Origin of the sequence: Microbacterium aurantiacum (assembly GCF_021654035.1) — a bacterium.
GTDB classification, from domain to species: Bacteria; Actinomycetota; Actinomycetes; order Actinomycetales; family Microbacteriaceae; genus Microbacterium; species Microbacterium aurantiacum.
The window spans coordinates 318513-339140 of the sequence record NZ_JAJPDW010000003.1 but is presented as its reverse complement, the minus strand read 5'-3'; the positions used below and the strand labels follow the sequence as shown (position 1 = coordinate 339140).

General features: G+C 69.6%; 20 protein-coding genes. 1 reads left to right on the top strand and 19 read right to left on the bottom strand.

What is annotated here, in order from left to right:
- Positions 1 to 342: 342 nt before the first annotated feature.
- On the bottom strand, positions 343 to 1686 hold the full coding sequence (gene tyrS / locus LTL01_RS09900) for a tyrosine--tRNA ligase (protein WP_236968418.1): 1344 nt from the start codon (positions 1684 to 1686) through the stop codon (positions 343 to 345).
- A gap of 57 nt (positions 1687 to 1743) precedes the next feature.
- Between tyrS and LTL01_RS09895 the strand changes: the two genes are divergently transcribed.
- Complete coding sequence (locus tag LTL01_RS09895) at positions 1744 to 2343, top strand: hypothetical protein (protein WP_236968417.1); 600 nt, start codon at positions 1744 to 1746, stop codon at positions 2341 to 2343.
- A 1-nt stretch (position 2344) separates the two neighbouring features.
- Here the strand turns inward: LTL01_RS09895 and LTL01_RS09890 are convergent, their stop codons facing one another.
- From LTL01_RS09890 to infC, 18 genes are all read right to left on the bottom strand, one after another.
- Positions 2345 to 2989, bottom strand: coding sequence for a SatD family protein (locus LTL01_RS09890; RefSeq protein WP_236968416.1), 645 nt, complete (start codon positions 2987 to 2989; stop codon positions 2345 to 2347).
- Positions 2990 to 3043: 54 nt separating this feature from the next.
- Entirely contained in the window at positions 3044 to 4474 is a 1431-nt protein-coding gene (gene argH, locus LTL01_RS09885; RefSeq protein WP_053547517.1) for an argininosuccinate lyase, read from the bottom strand.
- Positions 4475 to 4483: 9 nt separating this feature from the next.
- Positions 4484 to 5596: a heparan-alpha-glucosaminide N-acetyltransferase domain-containing protein gene (locus LTL01_RS14870; RefSeq protein ID WP_236968415.1), complete on the bottom strand. Its 1113-nt coding sequence runs from the start codon at positions 5594 to 5596 to the stop codon at positions 4484 to 4486.
- On the bottom strand, positions 5569 to 6498 hold the full coding sequence (gene argF, locus LTL01_RS09875; protein ID WP_053547519.1) for an ornithine carbamoyltransferase: 930 nt from the start codon (positions 6496 to 6498) through the stop codon (positions 5569 to 5571). The genes LTL01_RS14870 and argF overlap by 28 nt, the downstream gene beginning before the upstream one ends.
- Entirely contained in the window at positions 6495 to 7727 is a 1233-nt protein-coding gene (locus LTL01_RS09870; RefSeq protein WP_053547520.1) for an acetylornithine transaminase, read from the bottom strand. Before LTL01_RS09870 ends, argF begins: the two co-directional genes overlap by 4 nt.
- Positions 7724 to 8623, bottom strand: a complete 900-nt coding sequence (argB, locus tag LTL01_RS09865; RefSeq protein WP_053547521.1) for an acetylglutamate kinase — start codon at positions 8621 to 8623, stop codon at positions 7724 to 7726. The genes LTL01_RS09870 and argB overlap by 4 nt, the downstream gene beginning before the upstream one ends.
- A complete protein-coding gene (gene argJ, locus LTL01_RS09860) occupies positions 8620 to 9777 on the bottom strand; it encodes a bifunctional glutamate N-acetyltransferase/amino-acid acetyltransferase ArgJ (RefSeq protein ID WP_236968414.1) in 1158 nt (385 codons plus the stop codon). The genes argB and argJ overlap by 4 nt, the downstream gene beginning before the upstream one ends.
- On the bottom strand, positions 9774 to 10841 hold the full coding sequence (argC, locus tag LTL01_RS09855) for an N-acetyl-gamma-glutamyl-phosphate reductase (RefSeq protein ID WP_236968413.1): 1068 nt from the start codon (positions 10839 to 10841) through the stop codon (positions 9774 to 9776). Before argC ends, argJ begins: the two co-directional genes overlap by 4 nt.
- Positions 10842 to 11107: 266 nt before the next feature.
- On the bottom strand, positions 11108 to 13615 hold the full coding sequence (gene pheT, locus LTL01_RS09850; RefSeq protein ID WP_236968412.1) for a phenylalanine--tRNA ligase subunit beta: 2508 nt from the start codon (positions 13613 to 13615) through the stop codon (positions 11108 to 11110).
- Positions 13615 to 14679: a phenylalanine--tRNA ligase subunit alpha gene (pheS, locus tag LTL01_RS09845; protein WP_236968411.1), complete on the bottom strand. Its 1065-nt coding sequence runs from the start codon at positions 14677 to 14679 to the stop codon at positions 13615 to 13617. Before pheS ends, pheT begins: the two co-directional genes overlap by 1 nt.
- A 41-nt stretch (positions 14680 to 14720) precedes the next feature.
- Positions 14721 to 15659 (bottom strand): amino acid ABC transporter permease, encoded by a 939-nt coding sequence (locus tag LTL01_RS09840; RefSeq protein WP_236968410.1) that lies wholly within the window; start codon positions 15657 to 15659, stop codon positions 14721 to 14723.
- On the bottom strand, positions 15656 to 16303 hold the full coding sequence (locus LTL01_RS09835; protein ID WP_236968409.1) for an amino acid ABC transporter permease: 648 nt from the start codon (positions 16301 to 16303) through the stop codon (positions 15656 to 15658). Before LTL01_RS09835 ends, LTL01_RS09840 begins: the two co-directional genes overlap by 4 nt.
- A gap of 78 nt (positions 16304 to 16381) precedes the next feature.
- Positions 16382 to 17254, bottom strand: a complete 873-nt coding sequence (locus tag LTL01_RS09830; RefSeq protein WP_053547528.1) for a glutamate ABC transporter substrate-binding protein — start codon at positions 17252 to 17254, stop codon at positions 16382 to 16384.
- 79 nt (positions 17255 to 17333) lie between these two features.
- Positions 17334 to 18128 (bottom strand): amino acid ABC transporter ATP-binding protein, encoded by a 795-nt coding sequence (locus LTL01_RS09825; RefSeq protein WP_053547529.1) that lies wholly within the window; start codon positions 18126 to 18128, stop codon positions 17334 to 17336.
- Between the two features lie 92 nt (positions 18129 to 18220).
- On the bottom strand, positions 18221 to 19021 hold the full coding sequence (locus LTL01_RS09820) for a TrmH family RNA methyltransferase (RefSeq protein WP_053547530.1): 801 nt from the start codon (positions 19019 to 19021) through the stop codon (positions 18221 to 18223).
- A 104-nt stretch (positions 19022 to 19125) separates the two neighbouring features.
- Positions 19126 to 19509, bottom strand: a complete 384-nt coding sequence (rplT, locus tag LTL01_RS09815) for a 50S ribosomal protein L20 (RefSeq protein WP_053547531.1) — start codon at positions 19507 to 19509, stop codon at positions 19126 to 19128.
- Between the two features lie 29 nt (positions 19510 to 19538).
- Complete coding sequence (gene rpmI, locus LTL01_RS09810; protein ID WP_053547532.1) at positions 19539 to 19733, bottom strand: 50S ribosomal protein L35; 195 nt, start codon at positions 19731 to 19733, stop codon at positions 19539 to 19541.
- Positions 19734 to 19803: 70 nt separating this feature from the next.
- Entirely contained in the window at positions 19804 to 20427 is a 624-nt protein-coding gene (gene infC, locus LTL01_RS09805; protein WP_372461333.1) for a translation initiation factor IF-3, read from the bottom strand.
- Between the last annotated feature and the right edge of the window lie 201 nt (positions 20428 to 20628).

Genomic DNA, 20628 nt, shown 5'->3' with positions numbered 1-20628 from the left:
GTCCGAAGACCGACGAGGATAATTTGGCATTTGACAAGTGCACGCTGTTGAGTTCTCAAGGATCGGATGCGTTCACGATCGGACCTCTCGGTCGTCACCATGAAGCAGCTTCTCTTGTTCCGATCACATACAACGAGTCGGCGCTTCGCTCCAAAGATGGAACAGTGGTCCCTGACTCGGTCCGTGTGAACCGGCTCCCCATCCTACACACACGCCACCGAAGTGGCAAGATCTGGAGGAGGGGGATGCTCTACCGCTTGAGGGGGCCGGGCCTTTCGGCCTTCGCTCTTCCCTGTGGGGCGAACAAGTAATAACTTACGTGGGATCCGGCGACCCGGCAAATCACGCGTCCATCCCGGGCGTGTCGCCCGGATTTCCGCGGACGAAGACGCCGGCGAGAGTCTTCTTCCCGCGACGGAGGACCGCGGCGTCGCCGGGCAAGGACGCGATGATCACCGCGTCCTCGGACGTGACCTTCTCGCCGTCGACGGAGACTCCCCCCTGGGTGATCGCGCGCCGCGCTTCGCCCATGCTCGAGACCAGTCCGGCCTGCACGAGCGCCTGCACGACCGTCGTCCCGGGCGACACCGTCGCGTGGGGCAGTTCCTCCAGCGCCGAGCGGAGCACGTCCGCATCGAGCGCCGTCAGATCTCCTCGACCGAACAGAGCCTCCGACGCGGCGATCACCGACCGCGCGGCATCCTCTCCGTGCACGAAAGCGGTGACCTCGAGCGCGAGACGCTTCTGCGCCGCCCTCCGGAAGGGCTCGTCCGCGACCGCGCGTTCGTAGGCGACGATCTCCTCGCGCGTGAGGAACGTGAAGATCTTCAGGCGCGAGATCACGTCCGCGTCATCGGTGTTGAGCCAGAACTGGTACATCCGGTACGGGCTGCACATGCGGGCGTCCAGCCAGACCGCGTTGCCCTCGCTCTTGCCGAACTTCGTGCCGTCGCTGTTCGTGATCAGCGGCGTGCCGATCGCGTGCACCGACACGCCCTCCACGCGGTGGATCAGATCCGTCCCGCTGGTGAGGTTGCCCCATTGGTCACTGCCCCCCGTCTGCAGGACGCAGCCGTAGGCGCGGTGCAGTTCGAGGAAGTCCATTCCCTGCAGGATCTGGTAGCTGAACTCGGTGTAGCTGATGCCCGCATCGGAGTTCAGGCGTGCCGCCACCGCGTCCTTCTTGAGCATCGTCCCGACGCGGTAGTGCTTCCCGACCTCCCGGAGGAAGTCGATCGCGGACAGCGGGGCCGTCCAGTCGAGGTTGTTGACGATGCGCGCGGCATTGTCGCCCTCGAAGCTCAGGAACCGCTCCACCTGGGCACGCAGGGAGCTCACCCACTCCTCGACGGTCTCGCGCGTGTTGAGCGTGCGCTCCGAAGACGGTCGCGGATCGCCGATCAGACCCGTCGATCCTCCGACGAGCCCGAGAGGACGGTGGCCCGCGAGCTGGAGACGACGCATCACCAGGAGCTGCACGAGGTTCCCGAGATGCAGGCTCGGGGCGGTCGGATCGAAGCCGCAGTAATACGTGATCGGATCCCCGCCGAGAAGGGCGCGCAGCGCCTCCTGATCTGTGGACACATGCACCAGGCCACGCCACACCAGCTCATCCCAGACGTTGTCGAACGTCGGGTCGTTGGCGGGCGCGAGGGCGCTCACGACGGTTTCAGACACGCTTTCCACGCTATCAGCGGGGCGCGGCGACCCTGCGCCGTCCGCGGTCGGTGGCACACTGCCCCCATGGCCCTCTTCCTGCCCGAGCCGCTGTGGATGGCCGCCGTGTCGATCCTGGTCTTCCTCGCCCTCGCGACGGCCCTCGCGCTCTGCGTGGTCTCGCTGCGCCGCCCGTCGACGGTGCCGCTCGCGGTCGCCACGGGGCTCGTCGTCTCGGCGACCGTGGTGGTCGCCGTCTCCCCCGTCGGCGTCCCGACGCTCATGGGCGCGATGCTCGCACTCCTCGCCGTGGCCGTGGCCGTGGTGGGCGGCAACCCGATCACCCGGCAGGTGCTGGAGCTGGCGACCGGCGGACGCGTCCGCGAGACGCGGGACGGCGGCATCCTCGTCGCCCCGCCCCGGGCCGACGGCGCGCAGGACGAGCCGGATGCCGTCGCCCTGCTCCGCGGGGGGACGACGATCGGCTATCTGGAGCGACTGGCGGTGGTCATCGCCGTGATCGCCGGCTATCCGGAGGCGATCGCCGTCGTCGTCGCCGTGAAGGGCATCGGTCGCTTCTCCGAGCTCGCGGCGGCCGAAGCGCGCGAACGCTTCATCATCGGCACCCTGGCCAGCCTCCTCTGGGCGAGCGTCGTCGGCGCGCTGATCCGGCTCGCGATGTGGTGAATCACCACCCTGTGCGCAGCCGCCGGTAGCCCTCCACGAGGGACGCAGATCCCGCTGCGGCAAGGGCTTGCGACACCGCCGATTGCGTGATCGATTCCTCCCCCGCCAACTCTCTTTGCGTCCTGCCCACGCATCGACCGAAGGTCAGGCGACGGGCACGGTCCGACATCGCCGTGACCACTTCGTCGCGCGCGAGCAGGTATGCCGACGCCATCCGGATCACCTGGTGGACGGAGGGCGACTCCGAGGGGGCGGCCGCGATCGCCGTCCGCGCGCTCGGGACGGCCCGGCGCGCGCGGGCATCGACGGCGTCGATCGCTTCGCGGGCCGCCCACCAGGCCGACCCCTCGGCGATGTCACCGCCGGCGGACGGCACACGCACCGTGTCGCCGACGCCGATCCCGAAGCGCAGGTCGACCCCCTCGGGGAGCGCGAGCCGGACGAGCAGCGTGAACGACAGGGCCGCCTCGACCGACACCAGCTCGCCCTGGAGCTCATCACCGGTGGTCGTCGCGATCGGCGCGGCCACCGCATCCGGGATCTCCGCGGACACCCGCGCGATCGTGTCCTCGATCGCGCGCTGCGCACCGGCACGGTCGGGCAGACGGCGCGAGCCGACGATGTCGGCGGTCAGAACGACGGGCATATCATCAGTTTATCGCTGATATTCGAGAAATATCAGCTAATCACTGATTCTCACTCAGAGGCCGAGCGCGTGGAACGTCTCCTGCGCCCGATGCACCAGCGCAGCCCTCTGCTCGGCCACGCGCGTCGGCGCCGTGCCACCTGTGCCGGCGCGACTCGCCACGGAGCCCTCCACGGTGAGCACGGAGCGGACCTCCGGACGCAGTTGGGCGGACACCGCCTGCAGGACGTCGTCGGTTGCCTCCTCCAGTCCGATCCCGCGCTCCTCGCAGGCCCGCACCAGTGACCCGGAGATCTCGTGCGCCTCGCGGAACGGCACGCCCTGCGTCACGAGCCACTCGGCGACATCCGTCGCGAGGGAGAAGCCCTGCGGGGCGAGCTCCGCCATGCGCGCGGTGTCGAAGGTGAGCGTCGCGACCATCCCGGTGAACGCGGGCAGCACGGTCTCGAGGGTCCGCACCGAATCGAACACCGGCTCCTTGTCCTCCTGCAGATCGCGGTTGTAGGCCAGCGGCAGCGCCTTGAGGGTCGCGAGGAGTCCGGTGAGGTTGCCGATGAGGCGGCCCGACTTCCCACGGGCGAGTTCGGCGATGTCGGGGTTCTTCTTCTGCGGCATGATGCTCGACCCCGTCGAGTAGCCGTCGTGCAGCGTGACGAAGCCGAACTCCCGCGTGTTCCAGAGGATGATCTCCTCGGCGAACCGGGAAAGGTCGATGCCGATCATCGCCGCGATGAACGCGAACTCGGCCACGACGTCCCGAGCGGACGTGCCGTCGATGGAGTTCTCGGCCGGGTCGCCGAGACCGAGCTCCCTCGCCACGAGCACGGGATCGAGCCCGAGCGAAGATCCGGCGAGCGCCCCGCCTCCGTACGGCGACACCCGCGCGCGCACCGTCCAGTCCCGGAGCCGCTCGAGGTCGCGCACCAGCGGCCACGCGTGGGCCTGGAGGTGATGGGCGAGCAGCACGGGCTGCGCGTGCTGAAGGTGGGTGCGACCGGGAAGGATCGCGTCGGGGTGCGCCTCCGCCTGCGCGACGAGGGCGTCGATGAGCCCCAGGATGTCGCGCGCGATGGTCCGGGAGTGATCGATGAGGAACATCCGCACCAGCGTGGCGATCTGGTCGTTCCGACTGCGGCCGGCCCGGAGCTTGCCCCCGACCGCGGGACCGACCTCGGCGATCAGCGCCTGTTCCAGAGCACCGTGGACATCCTCGTCGGCCTCCGCCGGCTGGAGCGAACCGTCCGAGATGCGGGCGGCGAGACGATCCAGCCCCGCACGCATCTCGGCGAGCTCGTCATCGCTGAGATACCCCGCGTCGTGCAGGGCCACGGCATGAGCGCGAGAACCGGCGATGTCGTACAGGGCCAGGTCCCAGTCGAAGTGGGTCGAGCGGCTCAGCGCCGCCAGCTCCGGCGAGGGTCCGGAGGCGAAGCGGGCGCCCCAGAGCGCGCCCTCGTTGGTTCCGTCGGCCGTGGTCTCGTTCACCGCACCAGCCTATCGGCGCGCTCGACTCCCACCGGAGGCGCGGTCGAGCAGCCCCTCGAGCGGACCGCGTCCGACGAACAGCGCCCAGAAGGTGCAGAGGACGATGATCCCGAGGGTCATGGGCCAGAACGGCTCCAGCGCCCGGAACCCCGACAGGTCGCTCGGGTCTCCCAGGACGACGGCGGCGATGAGCGCCCACACGACGAGCTGGACCGTGTACGCGGTGAGCGGCATCGCGCCGACCGCACGCAAAGGGAGGACGATCCACATCACCGCGGTGACACGGCAGAGCAGCACAGCGGCGGCGATGACGGCGAGGGCGAACCCCCCGGATCCGATGACCTCGAGGAGGCCGGACGAGTGCGGGCGGGCGGTCCACACCCCGGGCCACCATCCCCCCTGCTCGGCTGCGGGTCCGTATCCCGTGGCGGCGTCGGCTCCGTAGCCGACGAGGGCCAGAGCGACCCCCACCGCGAGGACGCGGAGCTGAACCGCCGTCGCACGGACGTCCGCCCGCGCAACCGCGAGCCCGGCCAGCACGAAGGCGATCCAGGTCGGGAAGGGGTAGTTCCATCCGACGGCGAGCGAGAGGTCGCCGCCGAGCGGAGTCGACCAGATCGGAAGCTCGTCGAGGAGCACCTGGAGCAGAGGCATCACCACGCCCAGGATCGCGGCAAGGACCGCCAGCCGGCGCGCGCCCCATGTCAGGACGGGCAGCGTCATCAGGAACAGGATCGCGTAGGCGGGGAGGATGACGTAGACCGGGACGCCGGTGAGGATGAGCAGGATGCCGATGACCCAGAGGATCCCGGCGCGGATCGCGATGCGCACGCGGGCCGAGGTGAGGTCGGTGCCGCGCGGGGGCACGGACCCGCCGGTCATGAGACCGATCGACACCCCCGCGAGCGTCGCGAACAGGATGGACGAGCGCCCGTCGACCACGGCGACCCAAGTGTCCGGCTCGGCGAAGACGAAGGCGTCGGAGATGACCAGGAGGTGGGCCGCGAGCATCCCCACGACCGCGAGCCCGCGCGCGAGGTCGAGCCCGGTGACGCGACCGCGGGCGTTGAGCCGCGAGACGTTCGCGGCGACCGTCACGCGGCGCTCTGGCGCAGAAGCCACACCAGCAGCGCCTTCTGGGCGTGCAGCCGGTTCTCGGCCTCATCCCAGACCACGCTCTGCGGACCGTCGATGACGGCCGCGTCGACCTCGTAGCCGCGATCGGCGGGAAGGCAGTGGATGAAGATCGCGTCATCCTGGGCGAGCTGCATCAGCTCCCCCGTCACCTTGTATTGGCCGAGATCGCGCAGGCGGGCGAGCTTCTCCTCCTCCTTGCCCATCGACACCCACGTGTCGGTGACGATCACGTCCGCCCCGGCGGCCGCCTCGATCGGGTCCGTGAACAGCGTCACGGACCCGCCGGTCTCGGTGGCGCGGCGGTCCGCATCGGCGATCACATCGGCGCGGGGCGCGTAGTCCTCCGGCGAGGCGACGCGCACGTGCATGCCCGCCGTCACCCCCGCCAGGACGTACGAGTGCGCCATGTTCGACATCCCGTCGCCGAAGAAGGCGAGCGTGAGTCCGGCGAGCGCGCCCTTGTGTTCGGTGATCGTCAGAAGATCCGCGAGCAGCTGGCAGGGGTGGAAGTCGTCGCTGAGCGCGTTCACGACCGGCACCCGCGTCTCGCGCGCCATCTCCTCGAGACCCGACTGGGCGTACGTGCGCCAGACGATCGCGGCGACCTGGCGCTCCAGCACCCGGGCGGTGTCGGAGGGGGTCTCCTTGCCGCCGAGCTGGCTGTTGGCCGTCGAGATGATCAACGGCGTCCCGCCGAGGTCGGCGATGCCGACCGCGAAGGAGACCCGGGTCCGCGTGGAGGACTTGTCGAAGATGACCGCGACGGTCTGCGGTCCTTCGAGGGGCTTGAGCTTCCAGCGATCCTTCTTCAGCTCCAGGGCGAGCTCGAGGATCTCGGCCTGCTCGGCCGGGGTCAGATCGTCGTCGCGGAGCAGATGGCGGGTCATGCGGGAACCTCCGAGGGGGATGCGGGATGCGGGGAGCCGTCGAGCAGGAGCGCGTCCTGCACCGTGCGCAGGGATGCGGCGAAGAGCGCGAGGAACTCGTCGACCTCGATGTCGCCGATCGTCAGCGGCGGGACCACGCGGATCGTGTCGTCGTTCGGCGCGTTGATGACGAGACCGTGCTCAGCGGCCGCGGCGACGACCGCCTTGGCCACCGGCCGGGTCAGGGCGATGCCGATCAGCAGCCCGCGCCCGCGGGTTCCCGACACCAGCTCCGAGCCGAGGGCCTCCACGCCGTCGCGGATCTGCGCCCCTCGGGCCGATGCCGCCGCGACGAGGTCGGCGCGTTCGATCTCGGCGAGGACGGCCGAGGCGACGGCGGTGCCGAGGGCGTTCCCGCCGAAGGTCGACCCGTGCGTGCCCGGGTAGAACAGGTCGCTGGCGGAGCCGAAGGTGATGAGCGCGCCGATCGGGAATCCTCCCCCGATGCCCTTGGCGACGGTGACGGCATCCGGGGTGATGCCCTCGTGCTGGAAGGCGAACCACTCCCCCGTCCGTCCCGCACCCGTCTGGATCTCATCGACGATGAGCAGCGCGCCGTGGCGGGCGGTGATCTCGCGCGCCGCGGCGAGGTATCCCTCCGGCAGGTCCACGACCCCGGCTTCGCCCTTGATCGGCTCGACGATGAGGGCGGCGACGCGGTCGTCGACGGCGGCCTCGAGGGCGGCGATCGTCGAGGGGAGGAACTCCACCCCGGGGGTCATGGGCAGGAACGGCTCCTGCATCGCCGGCTTCCCGGTGAGCGCGAGGGTTCCCATCGTGCGTCCGTGGAAGGCATCCGTCAGCGCCAGGATCCGCGGACGATCGGCACCGCCGTGCAGGCGCGCGAGCTTGAAGGCCGCCTCGTTGGCCTCCGCCCCGGAGTTGGCGAAGTAGACGCGCCCCTCATCCCCCGTTCCGGCGAGGCGCTTCAGGCGTGCCGCGAGCTCGAGCTGGGGCGGGGTGGCGAAGTAATTGGAGACGTGGGCGAGGGTCGCCGCCTGCCGGGTGAGCGCCTCGACGAACACCGGGTGGGCGTGGCCGAGGGAGTTGACGGCGATGCCCGCGAGGAAGTCGAGGTACCGGCGGCCGTCCGCGTCCCACACGTAGGCCCCCTCCCCTCGGACGAACATCGCCATCCGGGGTCCGAAGCTGCGGACCAGGTCCCGTCCCGCATCGTCCTGCCACGTCATCCGCGCACCACCTCTGTTCCGATTCCCTTGCTGGTGAACAGCTCCACCAGAACCGAGTGCGGCACCCGGCCGTCGATGATGGCGGCGGTCTCGACGCCCCCCTCGACCGCTTCCAGACACGCCGTCATCTTCGGGATCATGCCCGATTCCAGCCGCGGCATCATCGCCGTCAGCTCGGTCGAGGTCAGGTGCGAGACCAGCGAGTCGCGGCGCGGCCAGTCGGCGTAGAGCCCGGGGACGTCGGTGAGGACGACGAGCTTCGCCGCACCGAGTGCCACCGCGAGGGCCGATGCCGCCGCATCCGCGTTGACGTTCAGCGAGTGCCCCGGGTGGTCGAGATCGGGGGCGATGCTCGAGACGACCGGGATGCGACCGGCATCGAGCTGATCGTGGATCGGGCGCGGATCGACCTCCACCACGTCGCCGACACGACCGAGGTCGTGCTCGACCCCCTCGATCACGACGCCGCGACGCCGTCCGCCGAAGAGCCCGGCGTCCTCGCCCGACAGCCCCGTGGCCACGGGACCGTGCGCGTTGATCTTCCCGACCAGCTGCGGGTTGATCTGACCGGTCAGGACCATGCGCACGACGCTGATCGCCTCGGTCGAGGTCACGCGGTAGCCGCCCTTGAACTCGCTCGGGATCGCCAGGCGATCCAGCATCGAGGAGATCTGCGGTCCACCGCCGTGCACGACGACGGGCTTGACGCCGACGTAGCGGAGGTAGGCGATGTCGGCGGCGAAGGCGTCCTGGAGCTCTTCGCTCACCATGGCGTTGCCGCCGTACTTGACCACCACGATCTGGTCGCGGAAGCGACGCAGCCACGGAAGGGATTCGATGAGGGTCGTCGCGCGTGCGCTCGCCTCGGCGGGATCGGTGTCTTGGAGATCGGTCATGAGGAGTACGCGCTGTTCTCGTGGACGTAGTCGTGCGTGAGGTCGTTGGTGAGGATGGTCGCGGTCTCGTCGCCGACCTTGAGGTCGATCACGATGTCGGTCGCGCGCGGGGTGAGGTCGACGTCCTCGCGAGGACGGTCGGGTCCGCCCGCGGTGCACACGCGCACGCCGTTCATCCAGACGTCCACGTCGTAGGGGTCGAAGGTCGCATCGGTCGTTCCGATCGCGGCGAGCACGCGGCCCCAGTTAGGGTCGTTGCCGAAGATCGCGGCCTTGAAGAGGTTGTTGCGGGCGACCGAGCGCCCCACCTCGACCGCGTCGTCCTCGGAGGCGGCGTGGCGCACCTCGATGGTGATGTCGTGGGCGGCACCCTCGGCATCCCCCTGCAGCTGCTCCGCGAGGTCGAGGCACACCGCAGCGAGGGCGGCGGTGAACTCGTCCGGGCTAGGGGTGACGCCGCTCGCTCCGCTCACAAGCAGGGTCACCTGGTCGTTGGTCGACATGCAGCCGTCCGAGTCGAGACGGTCGAAGCTGCGTCGGGTCGCCGTGCGCAGCGCCGCATCCGCCTGCGCGGAGTCCAGCACCGCGTCGGTGGTGAGCACCACGAGCATCGTGGCCAGCCCCGGCGCGAGCATGCCCGCACCCTTCGCCATTCCGCCGATCGCCCAGCCCGCACCCTCGTGGACGGCGCGCTTGGCCCGGGAGTCGGTGGTCATGATCGCCTCGGATGCCGCGACCCCGCCGTCGCGGTCGAGGCCGGCGATCGCGGCCTCCGTCCCGGCGAGGACCTTCGCGCGGAAGACCTCGTCACCCGTGCCGATCAGACCGGTCGAGCACACCTGGACATCGCCGGCACCGACGCCGAGCAGCTCGGCGGCCTTCTCCGCAGTCTGGTGCGTGGTCTGGAAGCCGAAGCTGCCCGTGAAGCAGTTCGCGCCACCGGAATTGAGCACGACAGCCTCGACGACGCCGTCGGCGATCGCCTGCTGCGACCAGAGGATGGGATTCGCCTTGGCGCGGTTGGATGTGAACACCGCGGCGCCGACCTTCAGCGGACCACGATTGACCACGACCGCCACGTCTTTCGCGCCGGTGGACTTCAAACCCGCGGCGACACCGGCCGCCTCGAACCCTCGGGGTGCGGTGACGCTCACGGGGCGACTCCGTTCACGGTCAGCGCGGTGCCCTCGGGGAGCCCCAGCGCGATGTTCATGGACTGCACCGCGGCGCCCGCGGTGCCCTTGACGAGGTTGTCGACGGCGGCGACGACGGTCACCCGACCCGCGGGTCGGTCGATGGCGAGACCGAGCAGGGCGGTGTTCGCCCCGACGACGTCCGCCGTACGCGGGAACACCCCGTCGGGGAGCAGGGTGACGAACGTCTCCTCGGCGTAGGCGTCCTCCCACGCCGCGCGGATCTGCGCATCGGTCACCCCGGGGACGATCGGCGCGGACGAGGTGGCGAGGATGCCGCGCGACATCGGGACCAGGACCGGCGTGAACGAGATCCGGATGCCCTCGTCCGCGTTCGCGCCGACCGGGGACGGCGACGCGGCGGCGAGCGCCTGGCGGATCTCGGGGATGTGCCGGTGGGTGCCGCCGACGGCATAGGGATTCGCCGAGCCGAGGATCTCGGAGGCGAGCAGATTCGTCTTCAGCGACTTCCCGGCGCCCGAGGGTCCCACCGCGAGGACGGAGACGATGTCGCGCGGGTCGATGACGCCGGCGGCGACGCCCGGCGCGAGGCTCAGGCTCACGGTCGAGGCGTTGCACCCCGGGGCGGCGATCCGGCGCGCACCGACCAGGTGCTCCCGCTGCTTCCCGCCCCGCACGGGGAGCTCGGGGACGCCGTAGGCCCACGGCTCGTGGAAGTCGCCGCCGTAGAACCGATCCCAGTCCGCGCCCGACTGCAGCCGATGATCCGCGCCCGCGTCGATGACGAGCGCGGCATCCGACAGCGACTCCGTGATCGCGCCGGACTGGCCGTGCGGGAGGGCGAGGACGACGACATCGTGCCCGGCGAGCACGTCGGGGGTGGTCGGCTGCAGATCGAGATGCGCGAGCGAGCGCAGGTGCGGCTGATGCTCGATGAGCGGGGACCCCGCGTTCGAGTGCGCGGTCACGGTGCGGATCTCGACGTCGGGATGCGCTGCGAGAAGGCGCAGGATCTCGCCGCCGGCATAGCCCGATGCGCCGGAGACGGCGACCGAATACGTCATGGGTTCCACCTTAGAGAGTCGGATGCCGCGGCGAGCGCGGCGGGCCGGGAGCGGCGACGACCCCGTCGGCACCCGGCGACGGGTGGAACGCGGCGTCGCCTAGAGTCGGCGTCCGTCGCGGCGTCGGCGCGCGGGAACGACGCGCGAAAGCGCGGAGCAGGTTCCCGATGCGGCGGTGGGCATGCCGAGACGATATCGAGGCCGGGTCCGCCACACCAAATCGGCGGGGCGGACCCGGCGCGTCCTTCCCCGCGGGAAGGACGCGGTCAGTCTCGGATCGAGGCGCCGCACCGCTCTTGCGCGCGCGCGACGCCGGCGAGCTTGGCCTCCGTCGCCTCGGCCGCGGTCAGCGTGCGGTCGGGCGCGCGGAACCGGAGCGCGAAGGTGAGGCTCTTGCTGCCCTCGGGCACGCCTGCGCCGCGATAGTCGTCGACGAGCCGCACGGCCTCCAACAGCGGGCCGGCGCCCTCGACGAGCGCATCGCGGAGCGTCGCCGCCGCGACATCTTCGGCGACCACGAGCGAGACGTCCTGGGTCGCGGCCGGGTAGCCCGACAGCGTCACGGCCGTCACCGTCCGCGCGGCATCCAGTACGCGGTCGAGGTCGAGTTCGGCGACGTACACGCGTCCCGGCAGGTCCGCCGCCGCCGCGATGGTCGGGAGGACCTCCCCGACGTAGCCGACCTCGACGCCGTTCACCGACAGCGCACCGGCGCGCCCGGGATGAAGAGCCGCGCGCTGCGTCTGGGAGACGTCGATGCGCACACCGGCGGCACCGGCGATCGTGCGGACGGCGTCGAGGACGTCGAGGAGCTCGAACGACTCGGCCGGTGCGCCCGGCTGCTTGGCGACGCGGTTGCCGGTGACGAGGACCGCGATGTGGCGAGGCTGCGGCGGGATGGCCGCATCGAGCTCGGCGAGCGTCGCGGCATCCGGTCGAACCGCCAGCGGCGGAACGAAGGGGGTGCCGTAGGCCTGCCCGATGGCGGGGCGGAAGACCACTCCGGACTCGAACAGCGCCAGGTCCAGCAGGCCCCGCGAGACGTTGCGGTGCGCGACCTGCAGCAGACCGGGAACGAGCGAGCGGCGGAGGAACGGGTGCTGTCCGTCCAACGGGTTCGCGAGTCGCACCGACGCGACCTCTCCTCCCCCGGCCGAGCCGTGGAGCCGATTGTCGGCCTCGGCGACGAACGGGAACGACGGCGTCTCGACGTACCCGGCCGCGGCGAGCGCGTTCGCGACGCGCCGACGCCCCTGCTGAGCCGCGGTGAAACCGCGTCCGGCCGGGGGGATCGGCAGGACCGAGGGGATGCGGTCATACCCCGTGATCCGGGCGACCTCCTCGGCCAGCGTCCACTTGTCGGTGAGATCCGGTCGCCAGGACGGCGCCGCCACGACCCAGCCGGCGGGCGTCTCACGCACCGTGGCCCCGATCATCTCCAGCGAGGAGACGATCTCGTCGGCGGTGTAGTCCACCCCGATGAGGCCCGAGACGAAGTCCCGCGGCAGCTCGATCATCGTTTCGGCCCGGGTGGCGTTGATCGCCCCACCGGCACGGGTGTCCGTCCCGCCGGCGTAGCGCTCCATGAGCTCGGCGACCCGGGCGGCAGCGACGAACGCGATCGCGGGGTCGACGCCGCGCTCGAACCGACGCGATGCTTCGCTGGGGAGCTTGTGTCGTCGAGCCGTACGCGCGATCGTGACGGTGTCGAACGTCGCCGCTTCGATGAGCACGTTCCGCGTCGCGTCCGTCATCTCGGTCGTCCCGCCGCCCATCACCCCCGCCAGGCCGATCGGGCCCGACGCGTCCGTGATCAGCAGGTCTTCGGGATGCAGCGTCCGCGTCTTGCCGTCGAGGGTCTGCAGCGTCTCGCCCGCAGCGGCGCGGCGCACGGTGATGCCGCCCTGAAGCCGGTCGAGGTCGTAGCCGTGGATCGGCTGCCCGAGCTCGATCATGACGTAGTTGGTGATGTCGATCAGGATGCCGAGCGACCGGATGCCGGCGAGCGTCAGCCGTGCGATCATCCAGGGCGGGGTCGGCTTGGTCGGGTCGACGTCCCGGACGATGCGCGCCACGAACTCGGACGCACCCACTCGGCCGCGGATGGGCGCGTCGTCCTCCACCGCCACCGCGAAGGCGGTCTCGTCGTGCAGGTTCACCTCGCCCCAGACCTTCGCGCCGGGGTCACGGAACGCCGCACCGGTGGCGTGGGAGTACTCCCGCGCGATCCCGCGGATCGACAGCGCGTACCCGCGGTCAGGCGTGACGTTCACGTCCACCGCGACGTCGTCGAGGCCGAGCAGCGCGATGGCGTCGGTGCCGACGGGGGCGTCGATCCCGAGATCGACCAGGCGGAGGATGCCGGAGTGCTCGTCGCCGAGACCCAGCTCCTTGGCCGACGCGATCATGCCGTCGGACACGTGCCCGTAGGTCTTGCGCGCGGCGATCGGGAACGGCCCCGGAAGGACCGCGCCGGGGAGGGTGACGACGACCTTGTCACCGGCGAAGAAGTTGCGGGCGCCGCAGACGATGCCGCGGACGCCACCGAGGGCCTCGCCGACGTCGACCTGACACCAGCGGATCGTCTTGCCGTTGGACTGGGGCTCCTCGACGAACTCGCGGACCTCGCCCACGACGATCGGCCCGGTGAGCCCGAAGCCGAGGACCTCCTCCTCTTCGAACCCGACCCGGACGAGATCGGCGAGCACCTCTTCGCCGGTGGCCGACGCCGGGACGTCGACGAACTCGCGAAGCCATGAGAGCGGGACGCGCATCAGACCACCATTCCGAACTGCTCGCTGAAGCGGACATCGCCCTCGGCCATGTCGCGCATGTCTTTGACGTCGCTGCGGAACATCAGGGTCCGCTCGATCCCCATGCCGAACGCGAACCCGGAGTACTCCTCCGGGTCGATGCCCGCCGCGCGGAGGACATTCGGGTTGACCATGCCGCAGCCGCCCCACTCGATCCACCGCGCACCGCCGGTGAAGGTGGGGTGCCACAGGTCGAGCTCGGCGGACGGCTCCGTGAACGGGAAGTAGTTGGCCCGGAACCGGGTCTTCGCCTCGGCGCCGAACAGGGCCCGAGCGACGTGGTCGAGGGTGCCCTTGAGATGGGCCATCGTGATGCCCTTGTCGATCACGAGGCCCTCGAACTGGCTGAAGACCGGCAGGTGGGTCGCGTCGAACTCGTCGGTGCGGTACACCCGGCCGGGCGAGATCACGTAGACCGGCAGCTCACGGGTGAGCATCGTCCGCATCTGGACGGGAGACGTCTGGGTGCGAAGCACCAGGTGCCGTTCGACCGGGTCGACGTAGAAGGTGTCCTGCATCTGACGCGCCGGGTGATCCGGGTCGAGGTTCAGCGCGTCGAAGTTGTACCACTCGTGTTCGAGCTCGGGTCCCTCGGCGACCTCCCACCCCATGCCGACGAAGATGTCGCCGATCTGCTCCTGGAGGAGCGTGAGCGGATGCCGTGCCCCGACGCGTGCGCGGCCGGCGAGCGCGGTGATGTCCACGCGCTCGGCCTCGAGCGCCGCGGCCGTCTCGGCCTCGGCGAGCTCCTTCTCGCGCGCGGCGAACGCGGAGGACACGCGCCCACGCGCCTGGCCGACGAGCTTGCCGAGCGCGGCCTTCTGATCGGCAGGGACGTTTCGCAGCTCGGCGTTCAACGTCGCGAGCGCGGAGCCCTCGGCCGCATGGGCGGAGCGGGCAGCCTTCAGGGCGGAGGTGTCACCGGCGCCGGCGACAGCCGCCAGCGCGGCCTCGACCGCGGCATCCACCGCCTCGGGTGTGATGGCGGAAGGGGCGGCTGACGGATTCTCGCGCGCTTCAGACACGAGAAGCGAGTCTACCGACGCGACCGGACCGACGCGTCCATTCAGTGCTCGGCGTCGCCGCCACCGAGGCGACGATCCGGCACCTGAGCGTCCGCCAGACGGATCGCGGACGTGGGGTCGGCGAGCCCGGGTGACGGCGCCTGCGGCTTCGCTCTCCGCCCACCGCTCGCCGTGCGCCGGGAAAGCCACCGAGCGAACCACGACAGCAACAGGTTGATCACGAGGTAGATCGCGAGGCACACGAAGAACAAGGAGAACAGGTAACGGTTGCCGTAGAAGCTGGCCAGGTTGTACATCATCGTGCGGATGATCTCGTTGTAGCCGACGATGAATCCGAGCGAGGTGTCCTTCAGAAGCACGACGAGCTGGGCGACGATGATCGGGAGCATCTGTCGGAATGCCTGAGGGAACTCCACGAGCATCTTGGACTGGAAGTCGCGCATCCCGACGCTCAGCGCCGCCTCCCGCTGTCCCCGTGGCAACGCGGCCAAACCTGCACGCAGCGCCTCGCCGATCAGTGTCCCGTTGTAAAGGATGAGGGCGATCACGACCGCCCAGAAAGCACCCGTCGAGGCGACCAGGAGGATGAACAGCATCATCAGCAGCACCGGCATGCCGCGGAGGAACTCGATGAGCCACGCGGTCGGGAGTCGCACCCACGCAACGGTCGAACTGCGCATGAGGGAGAGGGCGACGCCGAGCACGATCGCACCGACGGCCGCGACGGCCGCGGCCTGCAGGGTCGCGACGACGCCGCGGCCGATCGCGCCCCACACCTCGGGGTCCGCGAAGATGTCCCACCGCACCGGATCGAGGATCGCCGGCACCGGAACCCCGCCGGACACGCGTGGCGTGGCGAGGATCCAGATCAGCCAGGAGAGCGCACCCAGGATGACGACGGCACCGACGATCGATGCGATGCGGGAGAGCCGGCGAGCCCGCGGACCGGGCGCGTCGAAGAGGACGCTGGGAGCGCTCATCGCTGCACCACCACCCGTCGCTCGATCTGTCCCGCCAGGAGCCCGAGCGGAATGGTGACGGCCAGGTACAGAGCGGCGGCGGTGAGAAGGATGGGGATGACCATGTTCCCGTTCCCGTTCGCAAGCGCCCGGGTAGCGGCGAACAGCTCGACCACGAAGAAGCCGCCCGCGACCGAGGTGTTCTTCGTGAGGGCGATGAACACATTGATCAGCGGCGGAATCGTCATGCGGAATGCCTGCGGCAGGACGACGAGCGACACCGTCTGGCCGAAGCCGAGACCGATGCTGCGGGCCGCCTCGGCCTGTCCCACCGGAACCCCGTTGATGCCGGAGCGCAACGCCTCCGCCACGAACGGGGACGTGTAATAGGCCAGGGCAGCGATGGCGAGCGGGATGTACGGCACCCGCACTCCCAGGAAGGGAACGACGACCGCGAAGAAGAAGAAGACCAGGGTGAGTGGGGTGTTGCGCGCGATCTCCGTCCAGAACGCGGCGAACAGGCGCAAAGACCCGATGGGCGAGATGCGCAACGCCGCGATGATCGTGCCGAGGATCAGCGAGAGCACACCCGACACGGCCAACAACAGCAGCGTGACTCGGAAGCCCTCCCAGAATGTGGGCCACAGACTGAGGTACTGCTCCATTTCCCCTCCTCTCTCACGTCAACGAGACGTCGGATGCCTCGAGCCGGCGCAGGGCACCGGCTCGAGGCATCCCCGATATCAGTAGCGGTCCGGTGCCGGCGGGTCGACGAACGGCAGGATCGTGCCGGCCGTGCTGTTCCACGCCGCCTCGTAGGTGCCGTCCTCGTAGGACGCTTCGAGCACGTCGTTGATCCACATGCGGAAGTCGGTGTCATCGAGCGCGAGACCGATGCCGTAGGGCTCATCCGTGAACGGCTCACCCACGACCTTGAACTCCCCCTCGTTCTGCGCGGCGAGACCGGCGAGGATCACGTTGTCCGTCGACACCGCCACCACGGCACCGGTCCGCAGCGGCTCGAGGCAATTCGAGTACGTGTCGGTCAGGACAGGTTCCGCACCGAGCTCGGCGAGGTTCTCCGCAGGCGTGGAACCAGTGACCGAGCACACCGGCTGACCGACGAGGTCCTCCTCGCTCTGGATGTCTTCGTTGTCGGCGAGGACGAGGATCGACTGACCCGCCATGTAGTACGGGCCGGCGAAGGAGACGACTTCCTTACGGGTGTCGTTGATCGTGTAGGTGGCGATGACGATATCGACCTGGCCGTTCTCGATGAAAGGCTCGCGGTTCGCCGAAACGGTCTCGACCCACTCGATGTTGTCCTCCGAGATGCCGAGCTGCGCCGCGATGATCTTGCCGATCTCGACGTCGAAGCCTTCGGGAGTACCCGACGGGCCCATGAGGCCGAACAGGGGCTGGTCGAACTTGGTGCCGATCGTGATCGTGCCGGCGTCGGCGAGCTCCGCCATCGTCGTGCCCTCTTCGAAGGTGACCTCTTCGACGGGCGGCGCGCTGGTATCGCCCCCGGCGTCGTCGGTGCCACCCGCGCACGCCGAGAGGGCGAGCGCGCTCGCGGCCGCAAGGGCAATCAGGGGAATTCTCGTTCGCTTCATGTCTTCGTCCTTTGCTGTGTGCGGTCGCGCGTGGCGACTCTCCTCCGGGTCCGGCGCACTCGTGGTGCCCGGGTCTGCGTCAGTGCTCGAGGATCTTGGACAGGAAGTCCTGCGCCCTCGCGCTCTGTGGGTTCGTGAAGAACTGTTCGGGCGTAGCCTCCTCGACGATCGCGCCGTCGGCCATGAAGAGCACGCGATCGGCGGCCTTCCGCGCGAAGCCCATCTCGTGGGTCACGACGATCATCGTCATTCCATCCGACGCGAGTCCGATCATGACGTCGAGTACTTCGTTGATCATCTCGGGGTCGAGCGCACTCGTCGGCTCATCCATGAGGATGACCTTCGGGTTCATCGCGAGGGAACGGGCGATCGCCACACGCTGCTGCTGACCGCCGGAGAGCTGCGCCGGCATCTTCTTGGCCTGATTGGCGACGCCGACACGCTCGAGGAGCCGCATCGCCTCGGTCTCGGCGTCCTTCTTCGACATCTTCCGCACTTTGATCGGCCCGAGGGTCACGTTCTCGAGGACCGTCTTGTGCGCGAAGAGATTGAACGACTGGAATACCATGCCGACGTCGGCGCGAAGACGCGCCAGTCCCGCCCCCTCCTCGGGCAGCGGGACGCCGTCGATCGAGATCGAGCCGGAGTCGATCGTCTCGAGGCGATTGATCGCGCGGCAGAGGGTCGATTTTCCGGATCCCGAGGGCCCGATCACGACGACGACCTCCCCTCGGTTGACCACCGTGTTGATGTCCTGGAGGACGTGCAGCTCGCCGAAGTGCTTGTCGACGTGCTCCACGACCACGAGCGGCTCACCGCGCCGCACCGAGATGTTCGACGTCGCGGGGGCGCTTTCGTCCGCTGAGCTGGTCATCCGGCAAGCTTAGGCACACCTCAACGCTCACGCAGGTTATCCACACCAACCTTTACCGGGCCGTGATGCACGGCGGACAGACCGGACGCGGATCAGCGCGCGGCGCGCTGCGCGAATGCGCTCTCATAGAGGCAGACGCTCGCGGCGGTGGCGAGGTTCAACGACTCCGCCGACCCGTAGATCGGCAGACGCAGGGAGAGATCGGCGAGCGCGAGCGCCTCATCCTCGAGACCGCGGGCCTCGTTTCCGAAGAGCCAGGCGGTCGGTTCGGCGAGGAGATCGCGCGCACCCAGGAAGTCCCCTCCCCCGACGTCCGCGGCGATGACGCGCACGCCGGTCGCGCGTGCCCGCCGGACCGCATCGGCCAGGTCCACACCGACGGCGACGGGGAGGTGGAACAGAGAGCCCGTGGTGGAGCGCACCACCTTGGGGTTGTAGGGATCGACGGTTCGGCCGGTGAGGACGACGGCGTCCGCGCCGGCGGCGTCGGCTGCGCGGATGATGGTCCCGAGATTGCCGGGGTCGCGGACCTCCTCGCAGATGGCGACGAGTCGGGGCGTTCCGGCGAAGATGTCCCGCACGGATGTCGGGGCCTGCCGAGCGACGGCGACGATCCCCTGCGGGGTGACGGTGTCTGCCATCGCGTCGACCACGCTTTCGGTCGCGAGCACCACCTCGACACCCGCCGCGTCGGCGGCAGCGCGGATGTCGGCGTGCCGCTCCAGCGCGGACGGAGTCGCGAAGACCTCGACCACGATGTCGGGGCGGTGCGTGAGTGCTTCGCGCGCGGCCTGCGGTCCTTCGAGGAGGAACAGCCCGGTCTCCGCGCGCGCGGGCCGCTTGGTCAGCTTCGCGACGGCGCGTACGCGCGGCGATCGCGGATTCTCCAGCACGTCTCTCATCCTAGGGACCGTGGGCGCCGGCATCCGACACCGCCCGGAACAGGAGAACGGGCGCCTCCCCGAGGGGAAGCGCCCGTTCTGTCAGCGGATGCCGCTCACGCACCCTTGGGGGCGTTGACGTTCTCCGGGAGAGCCGCCTTGGCCGTCGCGACGAGCGAGGCGAAGGTCGCCGGCTCGTTGACCGCGAGCTCGGCGAGCATGCGACGGTCGACCTGCACGCCCGCGAGGCCGAGGCCCTGCATGAAGCGGTTGTAGGTCAGACCGTTCTGGCGGCTCGCGGCGTTGATGCGCTGGATCCACAGGCGACGGAAGTCGCCCTTGCGCTTACGACGGTCACGGTACGCGTAGACCAGCGAGTGCGTGACCTGCTCCTTGGCCTTGCGGTACAGACGCGAGCGCTGCCCGCGGTAGCCGGAGGCGCGTTCGAGGATGACGCGACGCTTCTTGTGGGCGTTGACCGCCCGCTTTACTCTTGCCATTTCTTCTGTTTCCTATCGTGCGAAAGCGCTCAGTGGCCGAGGAGCTTCTTGGCGACCTTGGCGTCGCCCGGGGCCAGAACCTGCTCCTGGTTCAGACGGCGCGTCCGGCGCGACGACTTGCCCTCGAGGTTGTGGCGCATACCGGCCTGCTGCTTCATCAGCTTTCCGCTCCCGGTCAGCTTGAAGCGCTTCTTGGCACCCGAGTGGGTCTTCTGCTTCGGCATCTGTTCTTCCTTCGTTATCGCATCCCGCGCGGGCGGGAGTCTGGGTCCCGCGGTGCGGGAGTCTGGGGGCCTATTCGTCGTCGTCCGTGGCGGCGTCGTCGACGTCGTCGTCCGCATGCCGCGCGGAGCGCGCCGCTTCCTTGTTCGCCGCACGCTGGGCGTTCTGCTCCGTCTTGACCTCGGACTTGTTCTTGTGCGGGGCGACCACCATCACCATGTTGCGGCCGTCGATGGTCGGGTTCGACTCGACGGTGCCGAACTCCGCGACGTCCTCGGCGAACTTGCGCAGCAGACGCACGCCCTGCTCCGGACGCGACTGCTCGCGACCGCGGAAGAGGATCATCGCCTTGACCTTGTCGCCGGCCTGGAGGAAGCCCTCCGCGCGCTTGAGCTTGGTGATGTAGTCGTGCGCCTCGATCTTCAGACGGAACCGGACCTCTTTGAGGACCGTGTTCGCCTGGTTGCGACGCGCTTCCTTGGCCTTCTGAGCGGCCTCGTACTTGAACTTCCCGTAGTCCATGATCTTGACGACGGGCGGCTTGGAGTTGGGCGCCACCTCGACCAGGTCGAGATCGGCCTCCTGAGCCAGTCGCATGGCGACTTCGATGCGGACGACGCCGACCTGTTCGCCGCCGGGACCGACGAGTCGGACCTCGGGCACGCGAATGCGCTCATTGGTGCGGGGATCGCTGATGCGGAACTCCTCTGACGTGACGGGTGACAGCCACCGCGAGTGTCCTCGCGGCGGAAAGAGGAGTTCGCTTCCACCCGCACGGCGCACCGGCGCCGGCTTTCTCGCACCCGAACCCGATGAGGGACGACCTCTGACGAGACATCCGAGGCGGAGTGCATGACCCGGTAGCCTGGAGCGGCAAGCGCGGGTGGGATCAAATCC

What these genes read in the sequence shown, in the direction of transcription:
- LTL01_RS09895 (WP_236968417.1), top strand. Translation starts at nt 1,744, where the DNA reads ATGGCCCTCTTCCTGCCCGAGCCGCTGTGGATGGCCGCCGTGTCGATC.
- LTL01_RS09890 (WP_236968416.1), bottom strand. Translation starts at nt 2,989, where the DNA reads ATGCCCGTCGTTCTGACCGCCGACATCGTCGGCTCGCGCCGTCTGCCC.
- argF (WP_053547519.1), bottom strand. Translation starts at nt 6,498, where the DNA reads ATGACCCGCCATCTGCTCCGCGACGACGATCTGACCCCGGCCGAGCAG.
- LTL01_RS09870 (WP_053547520.1), bottom strand. Translation starts at nt 7,727, where the DNA reads ATGACGTGGCAGGACGATGCGGGACGGGACCTGGTCCGCAGCTTCGGA.
- argB (WP_053547521.1), bottom strand. Translation starts at nt 8,623, where the DNA reads ATGACCGATCTCCAAGACACCGATCCCGCCGAGGCGAGCGCACGCGCG.
- argC (WP_236968413.1), bottom strand. Translation starts at nt 10,841, where the DNA reads ATGACGTATTCGGTCGCCGTCTCCGGCGCATCGGGCTATGCCGGCGGC.
- pheT (WP_236968412.1), bottom strand. Translation starts at nt 13,615, where the DNA reads ATGCGCGTCCCGCTCTCATGGCTTCGCGAGTTCGTCGACGTCCCGGCG.
- LTL01_RS09840 (WP_236968410.1), bottom strand. Translation starts at nt 15,659, where the DNA reads ATGAGCGCTCCCAGCGTCCTCTTCGACGCGCCCGGTCCGCGGGCTCGC.
- LTL01_RS09835 (WP_236968409.1), bottom strand. Translation starts at nt 16,303, where the DNA reads ATGGAGCAGTACCTCAGTCTGTGGCCCACATTCTGGGAGGGCTTCCGA.
- LTL01_RS09830 (WP_053547528.1), bottom strand. Translation starts at nt 17,254, where the DNA reads ATGAAGCGAACGAGAATTCCCCTGATTGCCCTTGCGGCCGCGAGCGCG.
- LTL01_RS09825 (WP_053547529.1), bottom strand. Translation starts at nt 18,128, where the DNA reads ATGACCAGCTCAGCGGACGAAAGCGCCCCCGCGACGTCGAACATCTCG.
- rplT (WP_053547531.1), bottom strand. Translation starts at nt 19,509, where the DNA reads ATGGCAAGAGTAAAGCGGGCGGTCAACGCCCACAAGAAGCGTCGCGTC.
- rpmI (WP_053547532.1), bottom strand. Translation starts at nt 19,733, where the DNA reads ATGCCGAAGCAGAAGACCCACTCGGGTGCCAAGAAGCGCTTCAAGCTG.